Origin of the sequence: Pedobacter sp. 22163 (assembly GCF_052045595.1) — a bacterium.
Lineage (GTDB): Bacteria > Bacteroidota > Bacteroidia > Sphingobacteriales > Sphingobacteriaceae > Pedobacter.
Genome location: NZ_JBQEPM010000013.1, coordinates 73,311 through 91,642 on the forward strand (window position 1 = coordinate 73,311; position 18,332 = coordinate 91,642).

The 18,332-nt window shown below is 38.2% G+C and carries 19 protein-coding genes and 1 tRNA gene; 8 read left to right on the forward strand and 12 right to left on the reverse strand.

What is annotated here, in order from left to right:
- From ACTJKN_RS25360 to ACTJKN_RS25370, 3 genes are all read right to left on the reverse strand, one after another.
- Positions 1 to 3,219, reverse strand: coding sequence for a UvrD-helicase domain-containing protein (locus tag ACTJKN_RS25360; RefSeq protein ID WP_440828427.1), 3,219 nt, complete (start codon positions 3,217 to 3,219; stop codon positions 1 to 3).
- Between the two features lie 72 nt (positions 3,220 to 3,291).
- On the reverse strand, positions 3,292 to 4,086 hold the full coding sequence (locus ACTJKN_RS25365) for a tRNA threonylcarbamoyladenosine dehydratase (RefSeq protein WP_440828428.1): 795 nt from the start codon (positions 4,084 to 4,086) through the stop codon (positions 3,292 to 3,294).
- 165 nt (positions 4,087 to 4,251) lie between these two features.
- The gene (locus ACTJKN_RS25370; protein ID WP_440828429.1) at positions 4,252 to 4,905 is read right to left on the reverse strand and encodes a TatD family hydrolase; all 654 of its coding nucleotides are present in this window, start codon (positions 4,903 to 4,905) and stop codon (positions 4,252 to 4,254) included.
- Positions 4,906 to 5,090: 185 nt separating this feature from the next.
- Here ACTJKN_RS25370 and ACTJKN_RS25375 point away from each other — a divergent pair, with 185 nt between their 5' ends.
- On the forward strand, positions 5,091 to 5,624 hold the full coding sequence (locus tag ACTJKN_RS25375; protein ID WP_440828430.1) for a thioredoxin family protein: 534 nt from the start codon (positions 5,091 to 5,093) through the stop codon (positions 5,622 to 5,624).
- A 102-nt stretch (positions 5,625 to 5,726) separates the two neighbouring features.
- On the opposite strand, the gene ACTJKN_RS25380 is transcribed toward ACTJKN_RS25375, so the two are convergent.
- The 5 genes from ACTJKN_RS25380 to ACTJKN_RS25400 all read right to left on the reverse strand — a co-directional run bounded on the left by ACTJKN_RS25380 (position 5,727) and on the right by ACTJKN_RS25400 (position 10,233).
- A complete protein-coding gene (locus ACTJKN_RS25380) occupies positions 5,727 to 5,936 on the reverse strand; it encodes a hypothetical protein (RefSeq protein ID WP_057931859.1) in 210 nt (69 codons plus the stop codon).
- A 228-nt stretch (positions 5,937 to 6,164) separates the two neighbouring features.
- Entirely contained in the window at positions 6,165 to 7,865 is a 1,701-nt protein-coding gene (locus ACTJKN_RS25385) for a glycoside hydrolase family 3 protein (protein ID WP_440828431.1), read from the reverse strand.
- Positions 7,866 to 8,008: 143 nt separating this feature from the next.
- Positions 8,009 to 8,581 (reverse strand): nicotinate (nicotinamide) nucleotide adenylyltransferase, encoded by a 573-nt coding sequence (gene nadD / locus ACTJKN_RS25390; protein WP_440828432.1) that lies wholly within the window; start codon positions 8,579 to 8,581, stop codon positions 8,009 to 8,011.
- A 163-nt stretch (positions 8,582 to 8,744) separates the two neighbouring features.
- A complete protein-coding gene (gene gmk, locus ACTJKN_RS25395; RefSeq protein ID WP_029275003.1) occupies positions 8,745 to 9,311 on the reverse strand; it encodes a guanylate kinase in 567 nt (188 codons plus the stop codon).
- A gap of 58 nt (positions 9,312 to 9,369) precedes the next feature.
- The gene (locus ACTJKN_RS25400; protein WP_057931857.1) at positions 9,370 to 10,233 is read right to left on the reverse strand and encodes a YicC/YloC family endoribonuclease; all 864 of its coding nucleotides are present in this window, start codon (positions 10,231 to 10,233) and stop codon (positions 9,370 to 9,372) included.
- A 78-nt stretch (positions 10,234 to 10,311) separates the two neighbouring features.
- Here ACTJKN_RS25400 and ACTJKN_RS25405 point away from each other — a divergent pair, with 78 nt between their 5' ends.
- Positions 10,312 to 10,560 (forward strand): hypothetical protein, encoded by a 249-nt coding sequence (locus ACTJKN_RS25405; RefSeq protein WP_440828433.1) that lies wholly within the window; start codon positions 10,312 to 10,314, stop codon positions 10,558 to 10,560.
- 35 nt (positions 10,561 to 10,595) lie between these two features.
- Here ACTJKN_RS25405 and ACTJKN_RS25410 read toward each other — a convergent pair whose 3' ends face one another.
- Complete coding sequence (locus ACTJKN_RS25410; protein WP_440828434.1) at positions 10,596 to 11,327, reverse strand: lysophospholipid acyltransferase family protein; 732 nt, start codon at positions 11,325 to 11,327, stop codon at positions 10,596 to 10,598.
- Positions 11,328 to 11,397: 70 nt separating this feature from the next.
- Here ACTJKN_RS25410 and ACTJKN_RS25415 point away from each other — a divergent pair, with 70 nt between their 5' ends.
- From ACTJKN_RS25415 to ACTJKN_RS25425, 3 genes are read left to right on the forward strand one after another with little or no spacing between them, the layout of a single operon-like run.
- Positions 11,398 to 12,108 (forward strand): hypothetical protein, encoded by a 711-nt coding sequence (locus ACTJKN_RS25415; RefSeq protein ID WP_440828435.1) that lies wholly within the window; start codon positions 11,398 to 11,400, stop codon positions 12,106 to 12,108.
- Complete coding sequence (locus tag ACTJKN_RS25420) at positions 12,105 to 12,821, forward strand: hypothetical protein (RefSeq protein ID WP_440828436.1); 717 nt, start codon at positions 12,105 to 12,107, stop codon at positions 12,819 to 12,821. The genes ACTJKN_RS25415 and ACTJKN_RS25420 overlap by 4 nt, the downstream gene beginning before the upstream one ends.
- A gap of 6 nt (positions 12,822 to 12,827) precedes the next feature.
- Positions 12,828 to 13,538 carry a hypothetical protein gene (locus ACTJKN_RS25425; protein WP_440828437.1) on the forward strand — a complete coding sequence of 237 codons (711 nt, stop codon included), beginning with the start codon at positions 12,828 to 12,830 and terminating at the stop codon, positions 13,536 to 13,538.
- Positions 13,539 to 13,637: 99 nt separating this feature from the next.
- On the opposite strand, the gene rnc is transcribed toward ACTJKN_RS25425, so the two are convergent.
- From rnc to ACTJKN_RS25440, 3 genes are all read right to left on the reverse strand, one after another.
- On the reverse strand, positions 13,638 to 14,366 hold the full coding sequence (gene rnc / locus ACTJKN_RS25430; protein WP_025145353.1) for a ribonuclease III: 729 nt from the start codon (positions 14,364 to 14,366) through the stop codon (positions 13,638 to 13,640).
- Between the two features lie 95 nt (positions 14,367 to 14,461).
- On the reverse strand, positions 14,462 to 15,715 hold the full coding sequence (gene fabF / locus ACTJKN_RS25435) for a beta-ketoacyl-ACP synthase II (protein WP_029274997.1): 1,254 nt from the start codon (positions 15,713 to 15,715) through the stop codon (positions 14,462 to 14,464).
- 21 nt (positions 15,716 to 15,736) lie between these two features.
- Positions 15,737 to 15,973: an acyl carrier protein gene (locus ACTJKN_RS25440; protein WP_008508386.1), complete on the reverse strand. Its 237-nt coding sequence runs from the start codon at positions 15,971 to 15,973 to the stop codon at positions 15,737 to 15,739.
- 158 nt (positions 15,974 to 16,131) lie between these two features.
- On the opposite strand from ACTJKN_RS25440, the gene ACTJKN_RS25445 reads away from it, so the two are divergent.
- From ACTJKN_RS25445 to ACTJKN_RS25455, 3 genes are all read left to right on the forward strand, one after another.
- On the forward strand, positions 16,132 to 16,551 hold the full coding sequence (locus ACTJKN_RS25445) for an IPExxxVDY family protein (RefSeq protein WP_230144333.1): 420 nt from the start codon (positions 16,132 to 16,134) through the stop codon (positions 16,549 to 16,551).
- A gap of 147 nt (positions 16,552 to 16,698) precedes the next feature.
- Positions 16,699 to 18,129, forward strand: a complete 1,431-nt coding sequence (gene pyk, locus ACTJKN_RS25450) for a pyruvate kinase (protein ID WP_029274995.1) — start codon at positions 16,699 to 16,701, stop codon at positions 18,127 to 18,129.
- An 88-nt stretch (positions 18,130 to 18,217) separates the two neighbouring features.
- Positions 18,218 to 18,302, forward strand: a tRNA-Ser gene (locus ACTJKN_RS25455).
- Positions 18,303 to 18,332: the final 30 nt, after the last annotated feature.

Sequence of the window (18,332 nt, forward strand, 5' to 3'; positions counted from 1 at the left end):
TTATACTAATTTCAACTTGCCTTTAACTGCGTAGAAAAGATAGGTTCTGATATTTTGATAACCCATTTCAGTAAGCAATATTCTGTAAATATTTACCTGCTCGATGTGCTTGTCGCTTTCTTCCAAGGTAAATTTATAATCCAGAATAATTACCTCATTGGCATTGATCAAAACCCGATCTGGCCGATGAAGCTTACCATGGGCATCAATAATATTTTTTTCTACGATGCTTTCGCTTGCTTTATCCAAAATGGCCTTAAGTTCGGGATTGTTTAATACTTCAAGTGCCGAATCGATTAATTTCTGCTTTTCTTCTTCCTTGATGATGCCTTGCAAAACCAGATTGCCTGTATAATCATTTACCTCTTTTGAAGTACTTGCACTGGCCAGGATATCATGTAACAACGAACCTTTTCTTCCTGATTTTTCAATATTGACCAAATGCTTTAAATGTTTGTCTTCTGAAGGGATGTATAGCGCTGATAATCGGGTTGTGGTTGGATAACTATTTAAATCGATAAAATTCGAATCCTCTGATTTGCTTTCAACGGATACATAATCAACAATTTCGTACACGCCATTTTCATCAAACTGCTCATCGAAAGTAAAATTAATTACATCGCCCATATTGGACAACTTTAGCTCTTTTTTTGCCATGGTGGCGATGTACAAATAATCTTTTGAACGTGTGGTAGCAACATAAAGCATATTCAACGCATCCATATTATTATAAAGTAACTCCTCATAATATGCTTTCGCGATCGCCGAATCGGCCAGGGCTTCATTGTATTTTAATGGAATGCCCTTAAGTTCTTTGTATACTGTTTCTTCAGAAGAGACCCAGAAAGTGCCATTCGGTTTACCTTTAATTTCCCAGTTGCAAAATGGTACAAAAACAGCCCTAAAGGCCAGTCCTTTAGATTTATGTATGGTGATAATCTGTATGGCATCTGCGCCCTCTGGCGACGGTAGTGATTTTTTGATACCATCTTCTTCCCACCAGGTTAAAAAGGAAATAATACCTTTTTCGCCAAGTTTTCCGGCAGAAGCGGTGAGATCTCTAAAAGCCAACAAATAGGGTAAATTGGCGGTCAGGTTTTTTAGCCCATAGCTTTCAATTAAAATTTCAACCAGCTCAGCCAGGGGAAGCTGTAACCAGCTTTGCCAATTCTCGCATAAAGCTACAGGTAAAACTTCCGTGAGTGTGTTTAAAGGCTTATTGTTAAGGTTTAAATAATAATTGGCGTTAATCTCTTTCTCATGCAAGGAATGATACAGCGCAATACAATTGGCTTTGTATAATGCTGTTTGCGATTCTAAACCGATGAGCACTTTCAAGGTGTTGATGATGAGCTGTATAGCCGAGTTGTTCGAAATTAATAAAGCATCGCCCGATAAAACGGGTAAATTATGCCCCATTAATTTCTTAACCGTTAGTAAGGCTTCACTATTCGAACGAACCAAAATGGCAATATCTTTTAGTGCGTACTGCTGTTCGTTTTTGAGGTGCTTTATTTCCTCAACGATATCGTCTAAAGCAATATCCCTGAAAACGGTTTCGGTAAAACGCGCTTCATTGGGTGCATGATCTTTGCCGAACTTTTTAATTTTGATGGTTCCGCCCTTTAAGGTATTGGTGGCAAAGTTCTGGGTTGAGCCACTATAAATATCGGTAATAATCTGCTGGTATTGCTGTTCCTGCCACCATTTAGAGATGCTTTCAGGTTTGCTTGCCAGGTTTTCGTTCAGTTCGTTCTGCAGCGTTAAAGGGATAGCCTTGTAAAGGAAGTTGTTAAAAGTGATGATGTTTTCGGCACTTCTGTAATTTTCTTCTAAACTTTCCTCCAATACATTTTCTGCACCAACATCCAGCTTGGCATGTTTATGCAGGATGTTCCAATCGCCGTTGCGCCAGCGATAAATAGATTGTTTGGTATCGCCAACAATCAGGTGATCGATCAGATCCTGACTAGGCGTGGCCATCGCGTTTGTTAAGAGCGATTTAAAACTTCCCCATTGGCTGGTAGAGGTATCCTGAAATTCGTCGAATAAAAAATTACGGTAGCGGTTGCCAACTTTTTCCCAGATAAAAGAAGGATTATCGCCTGCATCTTCGGTAATACCGGAGATCAGTTTTTGTGCATCGCTAATGAGCAGGTTGTCATTTTCAGCCCGGTACGCTTTCAATAGTACGGCAATTTCCTGCATCAACCTTAAATAGTAAAGATTTTTATTAAAAGCGATGGCCAGGCTGTAATTTGGTAAATGCGCTAAATAATGCGTTTTTAATTTCTGGAGGATCGGATTTACCGTATCGTAAGCCTCTGGAAAATTCGCATTTTTTTGAAACCACTCATCGGGTTCGTCAATTAAATTGAAAAGCGGCTCAATCTTAGAAAAATCGCCTCTGGCGACCAAAATAATTTTAGCGAGCGGACTTCTTGATTTTCCTTTGAGGTGTTCGGTTTCTACACCGATTACATTTAAGGCTTCATTCGCTTCGGTTGCTAATGCAACCAGCTCTTCTTCAAAATTTTTAATTTCTGCCTTGGTAACACTGATATATTTTTTAAATAATTCGTCGATGTTTTCCAAACCGAGGGTGCTTACTGCATCTTCGAAAATCTGAAAACGTTCAGAAAAAATCTCTCCAATTAAATTATAAAGTTCGAATTTATAGTTCCAGCTTTTATTGTCACTAATGCGTTCGATAGCCAGATCGATGATCCATTGTAAGAGCTGTTTATTATGGTCTAAAGCCTCGTCTAGTTTATTTACGAGATCATCCTTTACCTTGTCATAATTCATTTCTAAATTATAATCGGCATTTAGTCCCAATTCGAAAGCAAACCCACGGATTACTTTTTGCACAAAACCATCAATGGTGCTTACCGAAAAACGGCTGTAATCGTGCAAAATTTTCCGATAAATCTTATCTGCTTTAAACTGTAATTCCTGTGGGCTTAATATCGGATAGGCGAGTAAAATGAGTTTCCGATAGTCTTCTATTTTTTTCGATGGATTGCCTTTTGCCAGCCCGAGCAACACCTCGAGAATCCTGGTTTTCATTTCCTCTGTAGCCTTGTTGGTAAAGGTGACCGCTAAAATTTCCCGGTATTTGTTCTCTCCGCTAAAAAGTAGCGTAAGGTAATGAGCGGTAAGACTGAATGTTTTACCGGAACCTGCGGAGGCCTGAAGAATTTTGAGGGGTTGGGGCATAATATGATTTCTCTGGAATTTTAAACTTACAACAATTTAAAATTTTCTCGAAATCATGATATCAACAATTCATTAGGCTTTTTTACTTTTCCGTTTATTGAGTGTTTTGTGACTGATCCTTGCAGGACGTTCGGCCATTTCGATTGGCAGGCCAAGCAGATCGCGGATTACAACCGATGCACACGCACCGCCAAATGCTGCAGGTAGGTAAGAAACTGTACCATAAGCGGAGCGCTTGAAATTACTTCCATCAGTCATGATCATTGAGTTTTTATCCATTTCTTCGGTTGAGAAAACAGCTTTTATTTTTGCTGCATTGGTAAGTTTATTAAGCCTTTTACGCACATAACTGGCAAAAACGCATTGATAAGTATCAGGAAGCAATGTAATCCTTATTCTGGTAGGATCCATTTTACCACCTGCACCCATTGAGCTAACAATAGGGATATTCTTTTCAAGAGCAGTTCCCAATAAAGTGATTTTTGGCATTACACTGTCAATGCAATCCATAATGTAATCAAAGCCAGATTCTAAAATTTCCCTGCATTTCTCGGGGGTAAGAAAAGTATTTACCACATGAAGTTTTAATTCGGGATTAATGGCCAATAAACGCTCTTGCATTATTTCTGCTTTGCTCACACCATGATTGGTCGCCAAAGCAGGCAGCTGTCTGTTCCGGTTGGTCGGGTCAACTACATCCCCGTCAACGATGGTCATTTCGCCAATGCCAGAACGGCATATAAATTCGGCAGCAAAAGAGCCTACACCGCCCAAACCGATCACCAAAACATGTTTCAATTGGAGTTTATCTATTCCATCATTCCCAACAAGGAGGGCAGAGCGTGAAAGCCAGCTAACATCAGACATATCATTTTTTTATATTTAACCACAGATGAAAAGAATGAACACAGATTTTGGGTTTTTAATCTGTGTGTATCTGTGTTAATCTGTGGTTAGTTTTTTACTATATTTTTTGCCACGGAGACACGGATAACATGAAAATATTTTTTCCCATGATTCGTGTCTCAGTGGTTAACTATTTAAATTGTTCCAGTCTGCAAAAATACGAGCTTTAAGCTCATCAATGCTACATTTTTTTAAAATGGCTGCTGCCTGGTAAATTTCTTCAATTGAGATATCCGAATCATCAGTTTCCAGGAAAAATTGATCTGTACTTTGAATCAGCTTGGCTGCCCCCGAATTTTCTTTTAAAGCAGCTATTCCAAAGGAAAGAAGGAAGCCTTTATCCAGTAGCTGTTGGCCGAGCTGCTCATTTTTATTAAAACCATGGATAATCATCGGTACTTTAACTTTTAATCGTTCTTTAATTGCAATTAATTCTGAAAAGCATTTAACACAATGTACAATCAATGGTTTCTTAATTTTTTCTGCCAATTCGATTTGTTTTTCTAAGATTATGGTCTGATTTTCAAGGTTTTCACCCCTCAGCCGATCTAAACCGCACTCTCCAATCTGTTTCACATTTGTTTGATTGGCCACAACGCTTAGATATTTCATCTGTAGTTCGAGGTGATCAATTTTAGCAAACCAGGGATGCAGCCCAACAGAAATTGGCTTGGTTTTAGGCATCGCTAAAAAGATATCGCTGGTTAACGACAAACTTTGAATGCTGATTACCCCAGGTTGGGTGGCAACTTTGTGGGTATGTATGTCTAAAAAATCCATTGGAAAACAAAGATATGTAAAATGAAGATGGAGAATTGGGATGGATAATGTAAAAATTCATTTTTGATTAAACCTTCATTTTAATCCCTTTCCATTCTACGGACTGTTTCCGCTCTGTAAAGAATTCGAGAATAATCCATTGTAACCTTAGACTTTATTACATTTGCTATTATTCATCGAAAATCATGAAAAAATTAATCATTTTATTAACTGCTGCATTAATTTCGACAGCGGCGTTTAGTCAGGCGAAAAAAGAAGGCGTTCATATCTATAACCCTCAAGCAGACGCTAAAGCTGAAATTGCTGCTGCAGTTGCAAAAGCAGCCAAAGAAAATAAACATGTTTTGTTGCAGGTTGGCGGTAACTGGTGCAGTTGGTGTATTGCATTCCATAATTTGGTTGACAGCACAGCAACGCTGAAAAAATACATTAACGATAATTTTGAAACCGTTCTGGTTAATTATAGCCCTGAAAATAAAAACGAAATTGTTTTAGCCAGCTTAGGCTACCCTCAACGTTTTGGTTTTCCGGTATTTTTAATTTTGGATGGGAAAGGCAAAGTATTGCACATCGAAAATTCTTCTTACTTAGAAACTGAAGAAATTGGCGCTAATGGTAAAAAGAAAGTTGGGCATGATGTAAAGAAAATCACTTCATTTTTAAAAGGATGGACAAGCACCGCGGTTAATCCCGAAACTTATAAGCCGAAAGCTAAATAGTGGTTTAAGCTAGAGGGTGTAAGTTTAATACCCTACGACAATAATCGAAGCCTAAAAAAGTAAGAAAGCCGTCCTGATGTAAAAATCGGGATGGCTTTTTTGTTAATCGTCTAAATCATCTTCGTCTAGCTCATCATCGAGGTTTAACTCATAAGAAGCCCTTGATGCTTCATCGGCTTGTTCCAACAGATCTTTATCGTGTTCAATGCTGGTGTCGTCGCCATTAATTTCATTGATATTTTCAACATCATCCTCTCTGCGTAAAGCATCATTCGGATCGTTTGAATAATTGTCGTCTTCTGGATCTATCATAACATTTAGATTTTATATTAGATAATCGTTTTGAGCGTGAAATTGTTTTAGGAAAGCTAAAAGACTAAAGCTGAAAGACCAAAGACCAAGCAATTGATTGATTATCTGTAAATGCTGTATTTCCGGAGCTAAAATATATAAATAAAAAATGCCGGATGATTTACTCATCCGGCATGCAATTCTTTTTTGAATTAACGCCCTCCCTTTTAGGGGAGAGTGGGGAGGGCTTTAAAGGCCATCTCCAAATTTATAGAACGGCGCCACGCCTACAGGCAACTTTCCTGTTGGTACCAATCTGTTATTAATTACAGCAGCAGCTGAAATTTGCATATAATCTTCTTTTTGATAGGCAACAACCAAACCTTTACTGTTTTCTAAACCCGATAAACCAGCCAGATTATATGGATTTGCAAAGAGCGCAAAAACAGCATTCTTTGCCGATAATTCTTTAATAAAATTCTTTACGCCTGCATTTAGCGGAATATTATTGGCTGGTCTTGCACGACTATCGTGAATACCCACAATCACTTGGTCAAATGCGCCGATTTCGCGGGCAATGTTCGAAATCTGGGTAGCGCTGGCATCTTTATCCAGTACATAATAAACAGAGTTATAATAACCTTTCGAAACCTCTTTTTGGAAAGTGGTAACCGAAGGTACACCGATGCTGATAATGGCCGTTCTTCTAATCGGGATGAGGCGTTTGATATAATCTTTACCTTTTAACAGCGTTACCGATGCATTGGCAAGTTCCTGCACCAAAGCGTTGCTCGACTTGCGGTTTACACCTGCAACAACACCTTGGGTTACAATGGTATCGCGTTTGGCTAGGCCTGCCCAGTATTTTGCAGTCAATATTTTACGCACACTCTGGTCTATTTCAGCCATGCTTACACGATCTTGCCTTACGGCTTTACGCACCAATTTAATGGCCCTGTCGCTGTTTTCAGATAGCTCAATAATATCGTTTCCGGCAATGATACCCATTAAATCAGCTTCACCACCTTTAAAATATTTTACCACACCTTTCATATCCATCGCGTCAGAAATAATCAAACCTTTAAAGCCCAATTTCTGCTTCAAAATCCCTGTAACAATCGGTTTAGATAGGGTAGAAGGTAGGTTTGGTGTAGCATCTAGCGATGGGATATTCATGTGGGCAATCATCACGCCCGATGCACCTTGTTTAATCAGCTCTTTAAAAGGATATATCTCCAATGTATCTAAACGTGTAGCAGAGAAAGTAAGCTGTGGTAAATCGTAGTGCGAATCTACATCGGTATCGCCATGACCGGGGAAATGTTTCAACGTAGTTAATAAACCGCCATCCTGCATACCTTTCATATAAGCGGCAACCTTACTGGTTACGTTATATTTATTTTCGCCGAAAGAACGGTAATTGATTACAGGGTTTTTGGGGTTGTTATTGATATCGGCATCAGGAGCTAAATTCATCTGCATCCCCATGCGCTTGTAATCTTTAGCCACTTCAAGCCCCATTTTATACAGTAATTCTTTGTTTTGGATGGCACCCAATGTCATTTGATAAGGATAAGAAATGGTACTGTCCAAACGCATGCCCAGACCCCATTCACCATCATTTGCCACAATTAACGGCACCCGACTTAGTTTTTGATAAGCGTTTGTGGCTAAAACCTGCCTACCGGGGCCTCCCTGAAAAAAGATAACCCCACCCAATTGTTCTTTTTTTATTACCTGACCAACTGAATCGGTATATTTTTTACCCAGATTGGTATGCGCTCTAACAAAGAACATCTGTGCAATACGTTCTCTGCGGTTAAGTTTGTTAAAAACCGAATCTACCCATTTAGGTTGATTGGCCAATAATTCTAAATAGGTTTTCTGTTGTGCGCTTGCCGAAAATGCAGCGCCACAAAGGGCAATGAATATAAATAAGTTTTTTTTCACGTGTTTTGTTGTATCTGCTGCCGCTAAATTAGTAATCAAAAGGCGAATTAAACAAAAACCAATCCAAGTAATCGATTTAATACAATATGTTGTAAGCCTGTTGTTTTTTTAGGTGCTGTATAGGTTAGAAATATTGATCGCTGCTATTTATACATTCCCTTGCCTTCAATAAAATCGATCACTTTATCGGGCAGAAAAAACTGAACATTCTTTTTCTCTTTAATGGCTTTGCGGATAAAGGTTGATGAAATTTCCATTAAAGGGGTTTTGGTAAAAGTGATGGAAGGATGATTTTCCCATTCACTTACATTTGCCTCTGGGCGTGGGTAAACATAAATATGATAGTTTTTTAAAAGCACCTCGTAGTTTTTCCATTTTTTGAATGATACCAGATTATCGGCACCCATAATGAGTACAAATTGCTTTTCAGGATATTTCTCGTGAAGATAGGTTAAAGTATCGATGGTATAAGATGGCTGCGGCAATGCAAATTCGATATCGCTCACCCGGATATGTTCTGCATTTTCGGTCGCCAACTTGGCCATTTCCAAACGGTCGTACATATTGGTTAAGCCACTCTTATCTTTTAGCGGATTATGTGGCGAAACGACCAACCATACTTCATCAAGCTCGGTATAGTTAGCCATGTAATTGCCAATAATTAAATGCCCGGTATGGATGGGGTTGTATGAGCCAAAGAAAAGACCAGTTTTCATGTTTGCCGTTTTCAGTATTTATGATCAGTCATTGCGAGGCTGGGCTGAGGGAGCCGAAGCAATCTATTTTGCAAAAAGATTGCTTCACCCTTATGCGCTTTTTCCGTCGCTGCGGTTCGCAATGACGGATTAATTTAAATAAAAAATCTATTTTTTTGAGAAACTATTTCTTCAAAAAATCACCTACCAACTGCTCTGCTTCTGCACAAGCTGTAGCCAGATCGTAATTTTTCAAAATCACATCAAACTTATCTGCATAAAGTAATTCTTTTTCAGCTTTGATAAAACGTTCCTGTAATTTTTCCGGACTATCTGTTCCGCGACCGCTTAAACGTTCTTTTAAAACATCTAGTGATGGTGGCTGAACAAAAATAGCCAAAGCATCTTCTTCATATTTTCTTTTCAGACGGATGCCGCCCTCTACATCAATATCGAAAATAACATGTTTGCCATCATTCCAGATACGCTCGATCTCGGAGCGTAAGGTGCCATAAAAAGTTCCGTTATAAACTTCTTCAAACTCCACAAATTCCTGGCGGGCAACTTTGTGTAAAAACTCTTCCTTACTAATAAAATAGTAATCGTTTTCATGTGTTTCAGCGCCTCTCAATTCGCGGGTGGTTGCAGAAATAGAAAAGCTCAGCTCAGGAAATTTCGTTAATAAATGGTGTACTATAGTGGTTTTACCTGCTCCTGATGGTGCCGAAAATATGATTAATTTGCCTTGCATTTTTAAAAATTTTGCGATTGGCGTCTGGCGTTAAGCGCTTATCGCTTTCCGCCTAACGCTACAACACATTCAGTAACTGTTCTTTTATCTTTTCTAATTCTTCTTTCATACCTACAACAAATTGTTGCATCTGGGCGTCGTTTGCTTTAGCACCCATGGTATTAATTTCTCTTCCAATTTCCTGAGAAATGAAACCCATTTTTTTGCCGTTTGCCTCTTTGCTTGCTAAAGTTTGCAAGAAATAATCGCAATGGCTTTTTAAACGTGTTTTTTCCTCGGTAATATCTATTTTGTCGATATAATAGATCAATTCCTGTTCGAAACGGTTTTGGTCTATATTTACTTTGCCTACCGCATCGTCTAAAAACTGGGTAAATTTATCGCGGATTGCGGTAATTCTTTTAGGCTCTAATTCTTCAACAGATTTGAAATAAGAAAGGATATTTTTAATTCTCAGTTCTAAATCGGCCTTTAAAACTGAGCCTTCATCTTCTCTGAATTTATTGAAATTGGCCAAAGCCGAGGTAAAAATCTGAAACAAATGGTTCCACTCATCCTCGCTTACACTTTCTTCCTTGTAACTGATTACATCAGGAAAAGTTAATGCTGTTTGCAATAAGTTGCTACTATCAGCGCCCAATTCGTTGTTAACGGCAATAAGCTGTTTGTAGTAGTGGCTTAATAGCGCAGTATTGATGGTCGCACCCGTAACTTCACCGTTGGTGCGTTCTACATTGATGCTTAAACTTACTTTTCCTCTTTCGATGTCTTTACTGCAGATGTTGCGCAGGATCAGCTCTTTATCAGAAAAAGCTTTAGGATATTTTAAATTCAGCTCCAGGAATTTACTGTTGAGCGATTTGATTTCGACACTATACTTCGCATTTGCATAATCGGCTGTTGCCAAGCCGTATCCTGTCATGGATTTTATCATGCGCAAAGATAGGGTTTTAAGCCGAAAGGAGAAATAATAATGGGCTGGGTGTTAGAATTGCAACGCATGCCAGTTAAGAAACATTTATTAATATTTAGAAAACCAGCGTTCAGTGTTTCTTTGGTAATTGCAGCCCCGCTTTTCATTCCAAGTCCTCGCTGCGGGCTTTTCATTCAATCGGGTTTATGTACAACGGGGAATAGCTTTTGGCAAGGCATGATACCTACAGGGAGCAGAACCTTTGTTCCTAAACCTGATGGGAGTGAGCATCCCGATTCTTCCATCGGGATAAAACGGACAGCAGGGCGGATTTAGCCAAGAGTACCGAATCCCTCATTTTCAAAAAAAGATTAGTTATTTATTAACAGCGCTAAAATTGCGTTGAAAGTTTTTTGCTTTAACATTTCCAGATCATCAGTAACCAATCCCTTCGCCTCAATGGCTTCTCCAAATACTGTTCTAATCATTCCGGGGTTGAGTAAAAGTGGATTTGTTCTTGGTAAATGTGCCTTACTGTTCAATATCGCAAAAGGTAAAATCGGTGTTTGGGTTTCTATGGCTAAGCGAAAGGCGCCATCATAAAATGGATTTAAAGGCTGATTGGATTTATTCATTGTCCCTTCAGGGAAAATCAGGATCGATTGTCCATCGGCAAGGTCTTTTCTCAGTTCGGCTACAGAATGGTCGCGGCTTTCTCTGCTGCTTCGATCAATCATCACCACCAAACGTTTGTAAATCCATCCAAATACCGGGATTTTAAGCATTTCGATCTTGCCCAGCGGACTGAAGGCTTGTGGAATGCAGATTACAATGGCAACAGCATCTAAAAACGAACTGTGGTTGCCTACGTAGATATAAGCCCGCGAAGTGTCAATTTTTTCTCCACCAGCGGTAAACCATAAAAAAGTAAAAACGCTAAAGCTCCATGCCCAGAATTTTAAAAAATAGAATGAAATTTTTCTTCCTGTTTTTTCCTTAAAAATACCTGTACTGATCAGAATAAAGGGGCAAACGATTACCATGAGTATGAAAAATACCATTGCCGAATAGCCTAAATAAAATCCGCCCAATAGCTTTCTCATGGTTATTAACGTTTCTTTAACAGTTTGCAAGGTTAACAAATGTTAATTTTACAAAAAATATCTTATAGATATGAAAGCATTTTTAATCACACTATCACTTTCATTCCTATTGTTCTTTTTGCCTAAAAAAACGCTCGCTCAAATTACCTCTGCCAAAGGCGTTATTTTAGAAAAAGGAACGCAGATCCGTATTGCATTGGCTGTAGTAACCAATATCAGTAACAAACAAGCGGTTGGCAGTAATGATATGGGTTTTTTTCAGATCAAGGCCAAAATTGGCGATACCCTAGTTATCAGTAAAAGGCACTTCGATAATATTACTATCGTGCTAATCAATGATCAGGATTTGGTTATAAAACTACTCAGGGCCGATATGCTGTTGGAAGATGTAACAATTAAAGCAGAAAACAAACAACAAAACTTATCTGCTGTTAGGTTAGAACACCGTAAGAAAACTTATTTTTATGGTAAGAAAAGAAATCCGCTTTATTATGCACGTTACCCATTAGCAGCCATCATGGAGCTGTTTAGTGCTGAGCGGAAAAATGCCAGGCGGTTTGATCGTTATTATGATAAAGAAACAGAAGAATTAGAGATAGACCGTTTTTTTAACGTTAGAATTGTTAAAAATAATACAAAATTAACGGCTGGGCAAATGAATAAGTTTATGTTGGATTACAGGCCGAAATATAAACAGATTAAAGATTGGAATACTTATGATGCCGCTGGATACATTAAAAAATCAGCAAAACAATATTTAGATACTTTAAGTACACCATGAATCATTTAAAACGCTTTCTTTTACTGATCATCTTAACACAGGGCTTAAAGATAAAGGCCCAGGATTTTGAGCTGAAAGGTGTAGTGATTGAAAAAGGCTCAAATATACGGATTGCTTTGGCCGGGATTACCAACATGCGCAGTAAAATGGGTGCCACAAGTAACGATATTGGCCTATTTCAGTTAAGTGCCAGGCCTGGGGATACGCTGTTAATTCAAAAAAGAAACCTGAATGAGCAAAAAGTGGTGGTTAAAACAGATGATGACCTGATTGTTTATCTGGTCAGAGGAAGTACTATGCTAGAGGAAGTTACGGTTAAAGGCCAGACCAAAAAGCAGGAAATGGAAAGCATAAAAAGAGACTTGAAGAGAAATGGTTCATTTTATGCCGGGAAACCGCCATTAATTTTGTTAAACCCATTTGGAGGAAATCCGATAACATTTTTTTATGAGCTTTTTGGCAAAACACCGGCAAGAGCGCGTAATTTTAACCGTTACTATAAAAAGGAGCTAAGTTTGGTCGAGGTAGACAAGTTTTTTAATAAAAGTCTAGTCTCGAACAATACTACATTAACTGGGAAAGATCTGGATAAATTTTTGCTAGATTATTACCCATCGCGCAGTATGACCATTAATTGGAACAATTACGATGCGGTGAAATACATCAAAGAATCGGCTAAAAAATATACCGATACTTTGAAACATACAAATTAGCACACCATGAAAAATTTTAAATTTGCCGTTATACTCTTCGTTTTTACCTCAGCCAGCTTTTTCGCAAAGGCACAGGATTTTATTGTGAAAGGTGTGGTGATCGAAAAAGGTTCGAATATCAGGATTGCCTTATCCGAAATTACCAATCTGCGCACCGGAATCGGCGTGGGCAGTAACGATATTGGTATGTTCCAGTTAAAAGCCAGAATTGGTGATACACTACTCGTAATTAAAAGAGATCTGATCGATCAGCGTGTGGTGGTAAACAGTGAAAAAGACCTGGTAATTTATCTGGTTAGAGGAAGTACTACGCTAGCCGATGTTACCATTAGGGGAAATACCAAAAAAGAGGATCTGGACGAAATTAAGCGCGAGTTTAAAAATAAAGGGGTGTACAATGGAGGTAAAACAACCGTTTTGTCTGCTATATTCAGTCCTTTAAATGCACTATATAACTTATTTGGCACTGACCCTAAAAATGCACGGAGATTTGGCAGGTATGCCGATAATGAAATCAAACAATCGCAAATTGACGTATACTTCAACCAGAGCATCATTAAAAACAATACCGAACTAAGAGGTGATACCTTGGAGAAATACATGTTAAACTGTCGTCCGGAATTTGATAAAGCTCAATACTGGAATAGCTACGATTACATTAAATACATTAAAGAATCTTCTAAGAAATTTACAGATACATTAGGGAAGGGAAAATAGGTTTATCTTGAGGCGGAAGTCCTGAATCATGCAGGCACTAACCGATTAACCAGTTGCTTTCTACCCAATAAACCAATGACTATTGAACCAGTAAACTTTTTATATACTCAATGCTTCGCAAGCCTTCTCTGCGGCTAGTTTTTCAGCGTTTTTCTTGTTATAGTCACGTCCGGTACCCACTTTTTCGCCTTCTACTACAGCACTAATGGTAAATAATTTAGCGCTTTCGCCTTCGCCATTCTCTGCCAGTTCGAACATTACATCCTTACCATGGCGTTGGCACCATTCGATCAGTTTACTTTTGAAATTGGTTTCTGTAAGTTCTAAAGTGTGAATATCGATATGAGGTTTCACAATTCTACGCAATAAAAATTCTTTGGTAAAGTTGTAGCCCTTATCCATGTAGATGGCACCTACTATGGCTTCAAAAGCATCGCCCAGCATCGAATTGTGCTTGGTTTGTATGCTCACCGAACGTTGATCGAACTGAATAAGTTTATCAAAACCAATTTTCTTTGCCAGCTGATTTAAATTAGCCCGGTTTACAATCTTCGAGCGCATTTCGGTTAAAAAACCTTCTTCTTTGTAGGGGTAATGTTTAAAAAGCAGCTCTGCGATCACCGAACCTAAAACAGCGTCGCCTAAAAATTCTAAGCGTTCGTTGCTGCTCCTGCTTCCATTTTTTAAAACTTTTGCTACAGAACGATGCCTGAACGCCATTTTATAGAGCGTAACATTGCCTGGAACAAAGCCTAAAATGTTTTTCAGCTTTTTAACAAACTCCTTTTCGGGAGAGAGGTAAAGTTTATATAATTTTAATATCGGCATTAAATAAATAACACAATTAACGGCTAATTAGCATATTTAACTAAGTTATCTATTTTTAACTAGCATACAAAATTATATAGCAGGGCTGTTTTAAATTAATCTTCGTATTTCTTAAAAATAACAGAAGCGTTATGGCCGCCAAAACCGAATGTATTACTTAGAGCAGCTCTAACGGTACGTTTTTGCGCTTTGTTAAAAGTAAAATTCAATTTAGGGTCAAATGCAGGATCATCTGTAAAGTGATTGATTGTTGGAGGAACAATATCATTTTTAACAGAAAGAATTGCTGCAATAGCCTCAATAGCTCCAGCTGCACCCAAAAGGTGGCCAGTCATCGATTTGGTTGAGCTGATGTTTAAACGATAAGCATCTTCACCAAATAATGTACCAATGGCTTTGGTTTCACTAATATCACCCAGAGGCGTAGAAGTACCGTGTACATTGATATAATCTATATCAGCAGTTGTTAAACCAGCATCTTTTAGTGCATTGGTCATTACCATTCTAGCGCCTAAACCTTCAGGATGTGGTGCCGTGATGTGATTAGCATCAGCACTCATTCCACCGCCAACAAGTTCTGCATAAATTTTTGCACCTCTTGCTTTTGCATGTTCAAGTTCTTCTAAAATAATGGTTCCTGCACCTTCACCGGCTACGAAACCGTCACGGTCTTTATCAAAAGGACGTGATGCCGTTGCCGGATCTTCGTTACGTGTTGATAAGGCATGCATGGCGTTAAAACCACCCATCCCCGCTTCATTAATGATCGCTTCAGAACCGCCACTGATAATTACATCAGCCATACCCAAGCGGATATAGTTAAATGCATCAATCATTGCGTTTGTTGAAGAAGCACATGCAGAAACAGTTGCAAAATTTGGCCCACGTAAGCCGTATTTGATCGAGATATGCCCTGGAGCAATATCAATAATCATTTTAGGGATAAAAAATGGATTGTATCTTGGCGTACCATCTCCCTTGGCAAAATTCGAAATTTCATCCAGGAAAGTTTTCAACCCACCTATGCCTGCGCCCCAGATTACACCGATCCGGTTGGTATCTAATTTTTCAAAATCAAAACCACCATCCTTCACAGCCTCATCTGTTGCTACAAGAGCATATTGTACAAACGGATCTAGCTTGCGGGCTTCTTTTTTCTCCAAAAAGTCTTCCGGATTAAAATTTTTAACCTCGCATGCGAATTTGGTCTTGAACTTTTCAGTATCAAAACCCTTAATAGGAGCAGCGCCACTCACCCCGTTAGTCAATCCTTCCCAAAAATCGGGAACATTATTGCCTATAGGAGTGAGCGCACCCAACCCTGTTACTACTACTCTTTTTAATTCCATTTATACTGAAAAAGCGTAATTCTATTTAACGTTTTTTTCCAAATAAGCAATCGCTTGACCAACTGTACCGATGGTTTCAGCCTGATCATCAGGAATAGCTACATTGAATTCTTTTTCAAATTCCATAATCAATTCTACGGTATCTAAAGAATCTGCACCTAAATCGTTGGTGAATGAAGCCTCTGGCGTAACTTCGCTTTCGTCAACACCTAGTTTTTCTACGATAATAGCCTTAACTCTTGAAGCAATATCAGACATAATTTTATAATTTAATGGTTAAATAATTCTGTGCAAAGAAAAATAAATTCTTACAATTTTCAAATGTTTTTATTTCGATACGTAATTTTGGTATCTCAATAACACAGCGAATATAGAATTAGTTTTTTAATTTCGTTCTGTAAATAATTTATTTCGCTTTGAATAAGACTTACCTAAAACTTACCTTAGACCTTGATTTTATACTAATTGCGATCACAGCACCCTTAAAAGACTATGTGCTTTGCCACAAAATTAATACCCGGTTAAATACTCAATTTGAAAAAATAGAAGACCATGAAATATTTTTTAATATCGACGAACCAGCCTGGTGTTTCTCGAAATATTACTTTTTTGTAGAGCAAGGGGAGGTAGAATACTACTTAATTTGCAATAAAAGCAGCGATGGGTTTCTAATTCCGGAGATGAACAAGGTAGATTTTTTTATTATTATTAAAGAATTTATCGATAAGGAAGATTTGGATTATTTAATCAATGGTTTAAATAAACTGCCTGATATACAGGTGGCTGCAAAGATAGATCCGGCCAAGTTAAAGAGCCGTGAGAATTTGGTAATATAAAAATTATATACTTGGTGTATTAAATACACTATATTTGACGGTTACAAACAAAGAACAAAAGAACAAAATATATAAAATTTGATGCAGTTTGATTATTTTAGATAATAATTAATGCTTTAAACTGCATTGCTAAAATCAATTAATTAAATGAAACCTTTTCATTCGAGAACTAAAATTGTTGCCACGCTTGGGCCTGCATCAGCAAAACCAGATGTATTATATAGTATGTTTAACGCAGGTTTAGATGTTTGCCGCTTAAACTTTTCGCACGGATCACAAGCAGATCACCAGGCGGTTTTGGATACCATCCGCGATTTAAACAAAAAATACGACTATAATGTAGGTATCCTTGCCGATTTACAAGGTCCTAAAATCCGTATCGGTTTAGTAAAAGAAGGAGGCATTAACCTGATCAATGGTAAAACTACCGTAATTACCACTACCGAATGTGTAGGTAACGAAGAACGGATTTACATCACTTACCAAAGCTTCCCTCAGGATGTTCAGGCAGGCGAAATTATCCTTTTGGATGATGGAAAGCTTCAAATGAAAGTAATTTCTACCAACTTAAAGGATGAAGTAGTTTGCGAGATTGTTCACGGTGGTATTTTAACTTCAAGAAAAGGTGTAAACCTGCCAAATACTAAGGTTTCTATCCCTTCATTAACACCAGAAGACCGCGAAAACTTAGAATTTGTTTTAGAAAATGATGTAGAATGGATCGGTTTATCTTTCGTGCGTAAGGCTGATGACATTATCGAACTTAAAAAGATTATTGCAGAGCGTGGCAAAACTGCCCGTGTAATTGCTAAAATAGAAAAACCGGAAGCTATCGCTAACATCGATGAAATTATCGCTGTTTCTGATGGAATTATGGTTGCCCGTGGCGATTTAGGTGTTGAATGTCCGATGGAAGAAGTTCCATTGTTACAAAAAATGATCGTTGCTAAATGTAGAGCAGCTTCTAAACCTGTAATTGTGGCTACACAAATGTTAGAGAGTATGATCACTACACCTCGCCCAACACGTGCAGAGGTGAATGATGTGGCGAATTCTGTTTTAGATGGTGCTGATGCAGTAATGTTAAGCGGCGAAACCTCAGTTGGAGAATTTCCGCTGATCGTGATCGAAACAATGCAAAAAATTATCCAGAACATTGAGCAGAACAACTATCCTTTCAATCCTGATAAGTTTTTAAAACCAAAATCGCCATCTTTCTTAAGCGATGCCATTTGCGATTCAGCTTGTTTCTTAGCGAAACAAACTAACGCGGTAGGTATTGTGTCGATGACATTAAGCGGTTATACTGCTTTCGAAATCTCAAGTCACCGTCCGGAAGCTTTAACTTTTATTTTTACCAGCAACAGGGCTTTATTGAATGCAGTAAGTTTACTTTGGGGTGTAAGAGGTTTCTACTACGATAAGTGGGAAAGTACCGATAACACCATCATCGAGGTTAACGAATTCTTGAAAAGCAAGAAATTGGTTAAACAAGGTGATATCATCATCAATACTGCCGCTATCCCAATGGAAGCAAAAGGTAAAACCAACATGTTAAAAATTACAGTTATAGATTAATTTCTAATATCATATTTATAAAATGCTCCTGATTTTAATCGGGAGCATTTTTTTTATCAATAAAAGATATACTTTTGCAATCCAGCACGGAGAGGTGTCAGAGTGGTCGATCGAGCACGCTTGGAAAGCGTGTGTACTGCAAGGTACCGCGGGTTCGAATCCCGCCCTCTCCGCAAAATTTATATTCTAGTTGTGATTCTGGA

Bases quoted from the DNA above. Each gene is read 5' to 3' on its own strand.
- ACTJKN_RS25410 (WP_440828434.1), bottom strand. From the start codon at position 11,327: ATGAGAAAGCTATTGGGCGGATTTTATTTAGGCTATTCGGCAATGGTA.
- ACTJKN_RS25440 (WP_008508386.1), bottom strand. From the start codon at position 15,973: ATGTCTGATATTGCTTCAAGAGTTAAGGCTATTATCGTAGAAAAACTA.
- ACTJKN_RS25420 (WP_440828436.1), top strand. From the start codon at position 12,105: ATGAATCATTTAAAACGCTTTCTTTTACTGATCATCTTAACACAGGGC.
- ACTJKN_RS25365 (WP_440828428.1), bottom strand. From the start codon at position 4,086: ATGTCTGATGTTAGCTGGCTTTCACGCTCTGCCCTCCTTGTTGGGAAT.
- ACTJKN_RS25375 (WP_440828430.1), top strand. From the start codon at position 5,091: ATGAAAAAATTAATCATTTTATTAACTGCTGCATTAATTTCGACAGCG.
- pyk (WP_029274995.1), top strand. From the start codon at position 16,699: ATGAAACCTTTTCATTCGAGAACTAAAATTGTTGCCACGCTTGGGCCT.
- nadD (WP_440828432.1), bottom strand. From the start codon at position 8,581: ATGAAAACTGGTCTTTTCTTTGGCTCATACAACCCCATCCATACCGGG.
- ACTJKN_RS25425 (WP_440828437.1), top strand. From the start codon at position 12,828: ATGAAAAATTTTAAATTTGCCGTTATACTCTTCGTTTTTACCTCAGCC.
- ACTJKN_RS25380 (WP_057931859.1), bottom strand. From the start codon at position 5,936: ATGATAGATCCAGAAGACGACAATTATTCAAACGATCCGAATGATGCT.
- ACTJKN_RS25405 (WP_440828433.1), top strand. From the start codon at position 10,312: ATGCCAGTTAAGAAACATTTATTAATATTTAGAAAACCAGCGTTCAGT.
- ACTJKN_RS25415 (WP_440828435.1), top strand. From the start codon at position 11,398: ATGAAAGCATTTTTAATCACACTATCACTTTCATTCCTATTGTTCTTT.
- rnc (WP_025145353.1), bottom strand. From the start codon at position 14,366: ATGCCGATATTAAAATTATATAAACTTTACCTCTCTCCCGAAAAGGAG.
- gmk (WP_029275003.1), bottom strand. From the start codon at position 9,311: ATGCAAGGCAAATTAATCATATTTTCGGCACCATCAGGAGCAGGTAAA.
- ACTJKN_RS25370 (WP_440828429.1), bottom strand. From the start codon at position 4,905: ATGGATTTTTTAGACATACATACCCACAAAGTTGCCACCCAACCTGGG.
- ACTJKN_RS25400 (WP_057931857.1), bottom strand. From the start codon at position 10,233: ATGACAGGATACGGCTTGGCAACAGCCGATTATGCAAATGCGAAGTAT.
- fabF (WP_029274997.1), bottom strand. From the start codon at position 15,715: ATGGAATTAAAAAGAGTAGTAGTAACAGGGTTGGGTGCGCTCACTCCT.
- ACTJKN_RS25360 (WP_440828427.1), bottom strand. From the start codon at position 3,219: ATGCCCCAACCCCTCAAAATTCTTCAGGCCTCCGCAGGTTCCGGTAAA.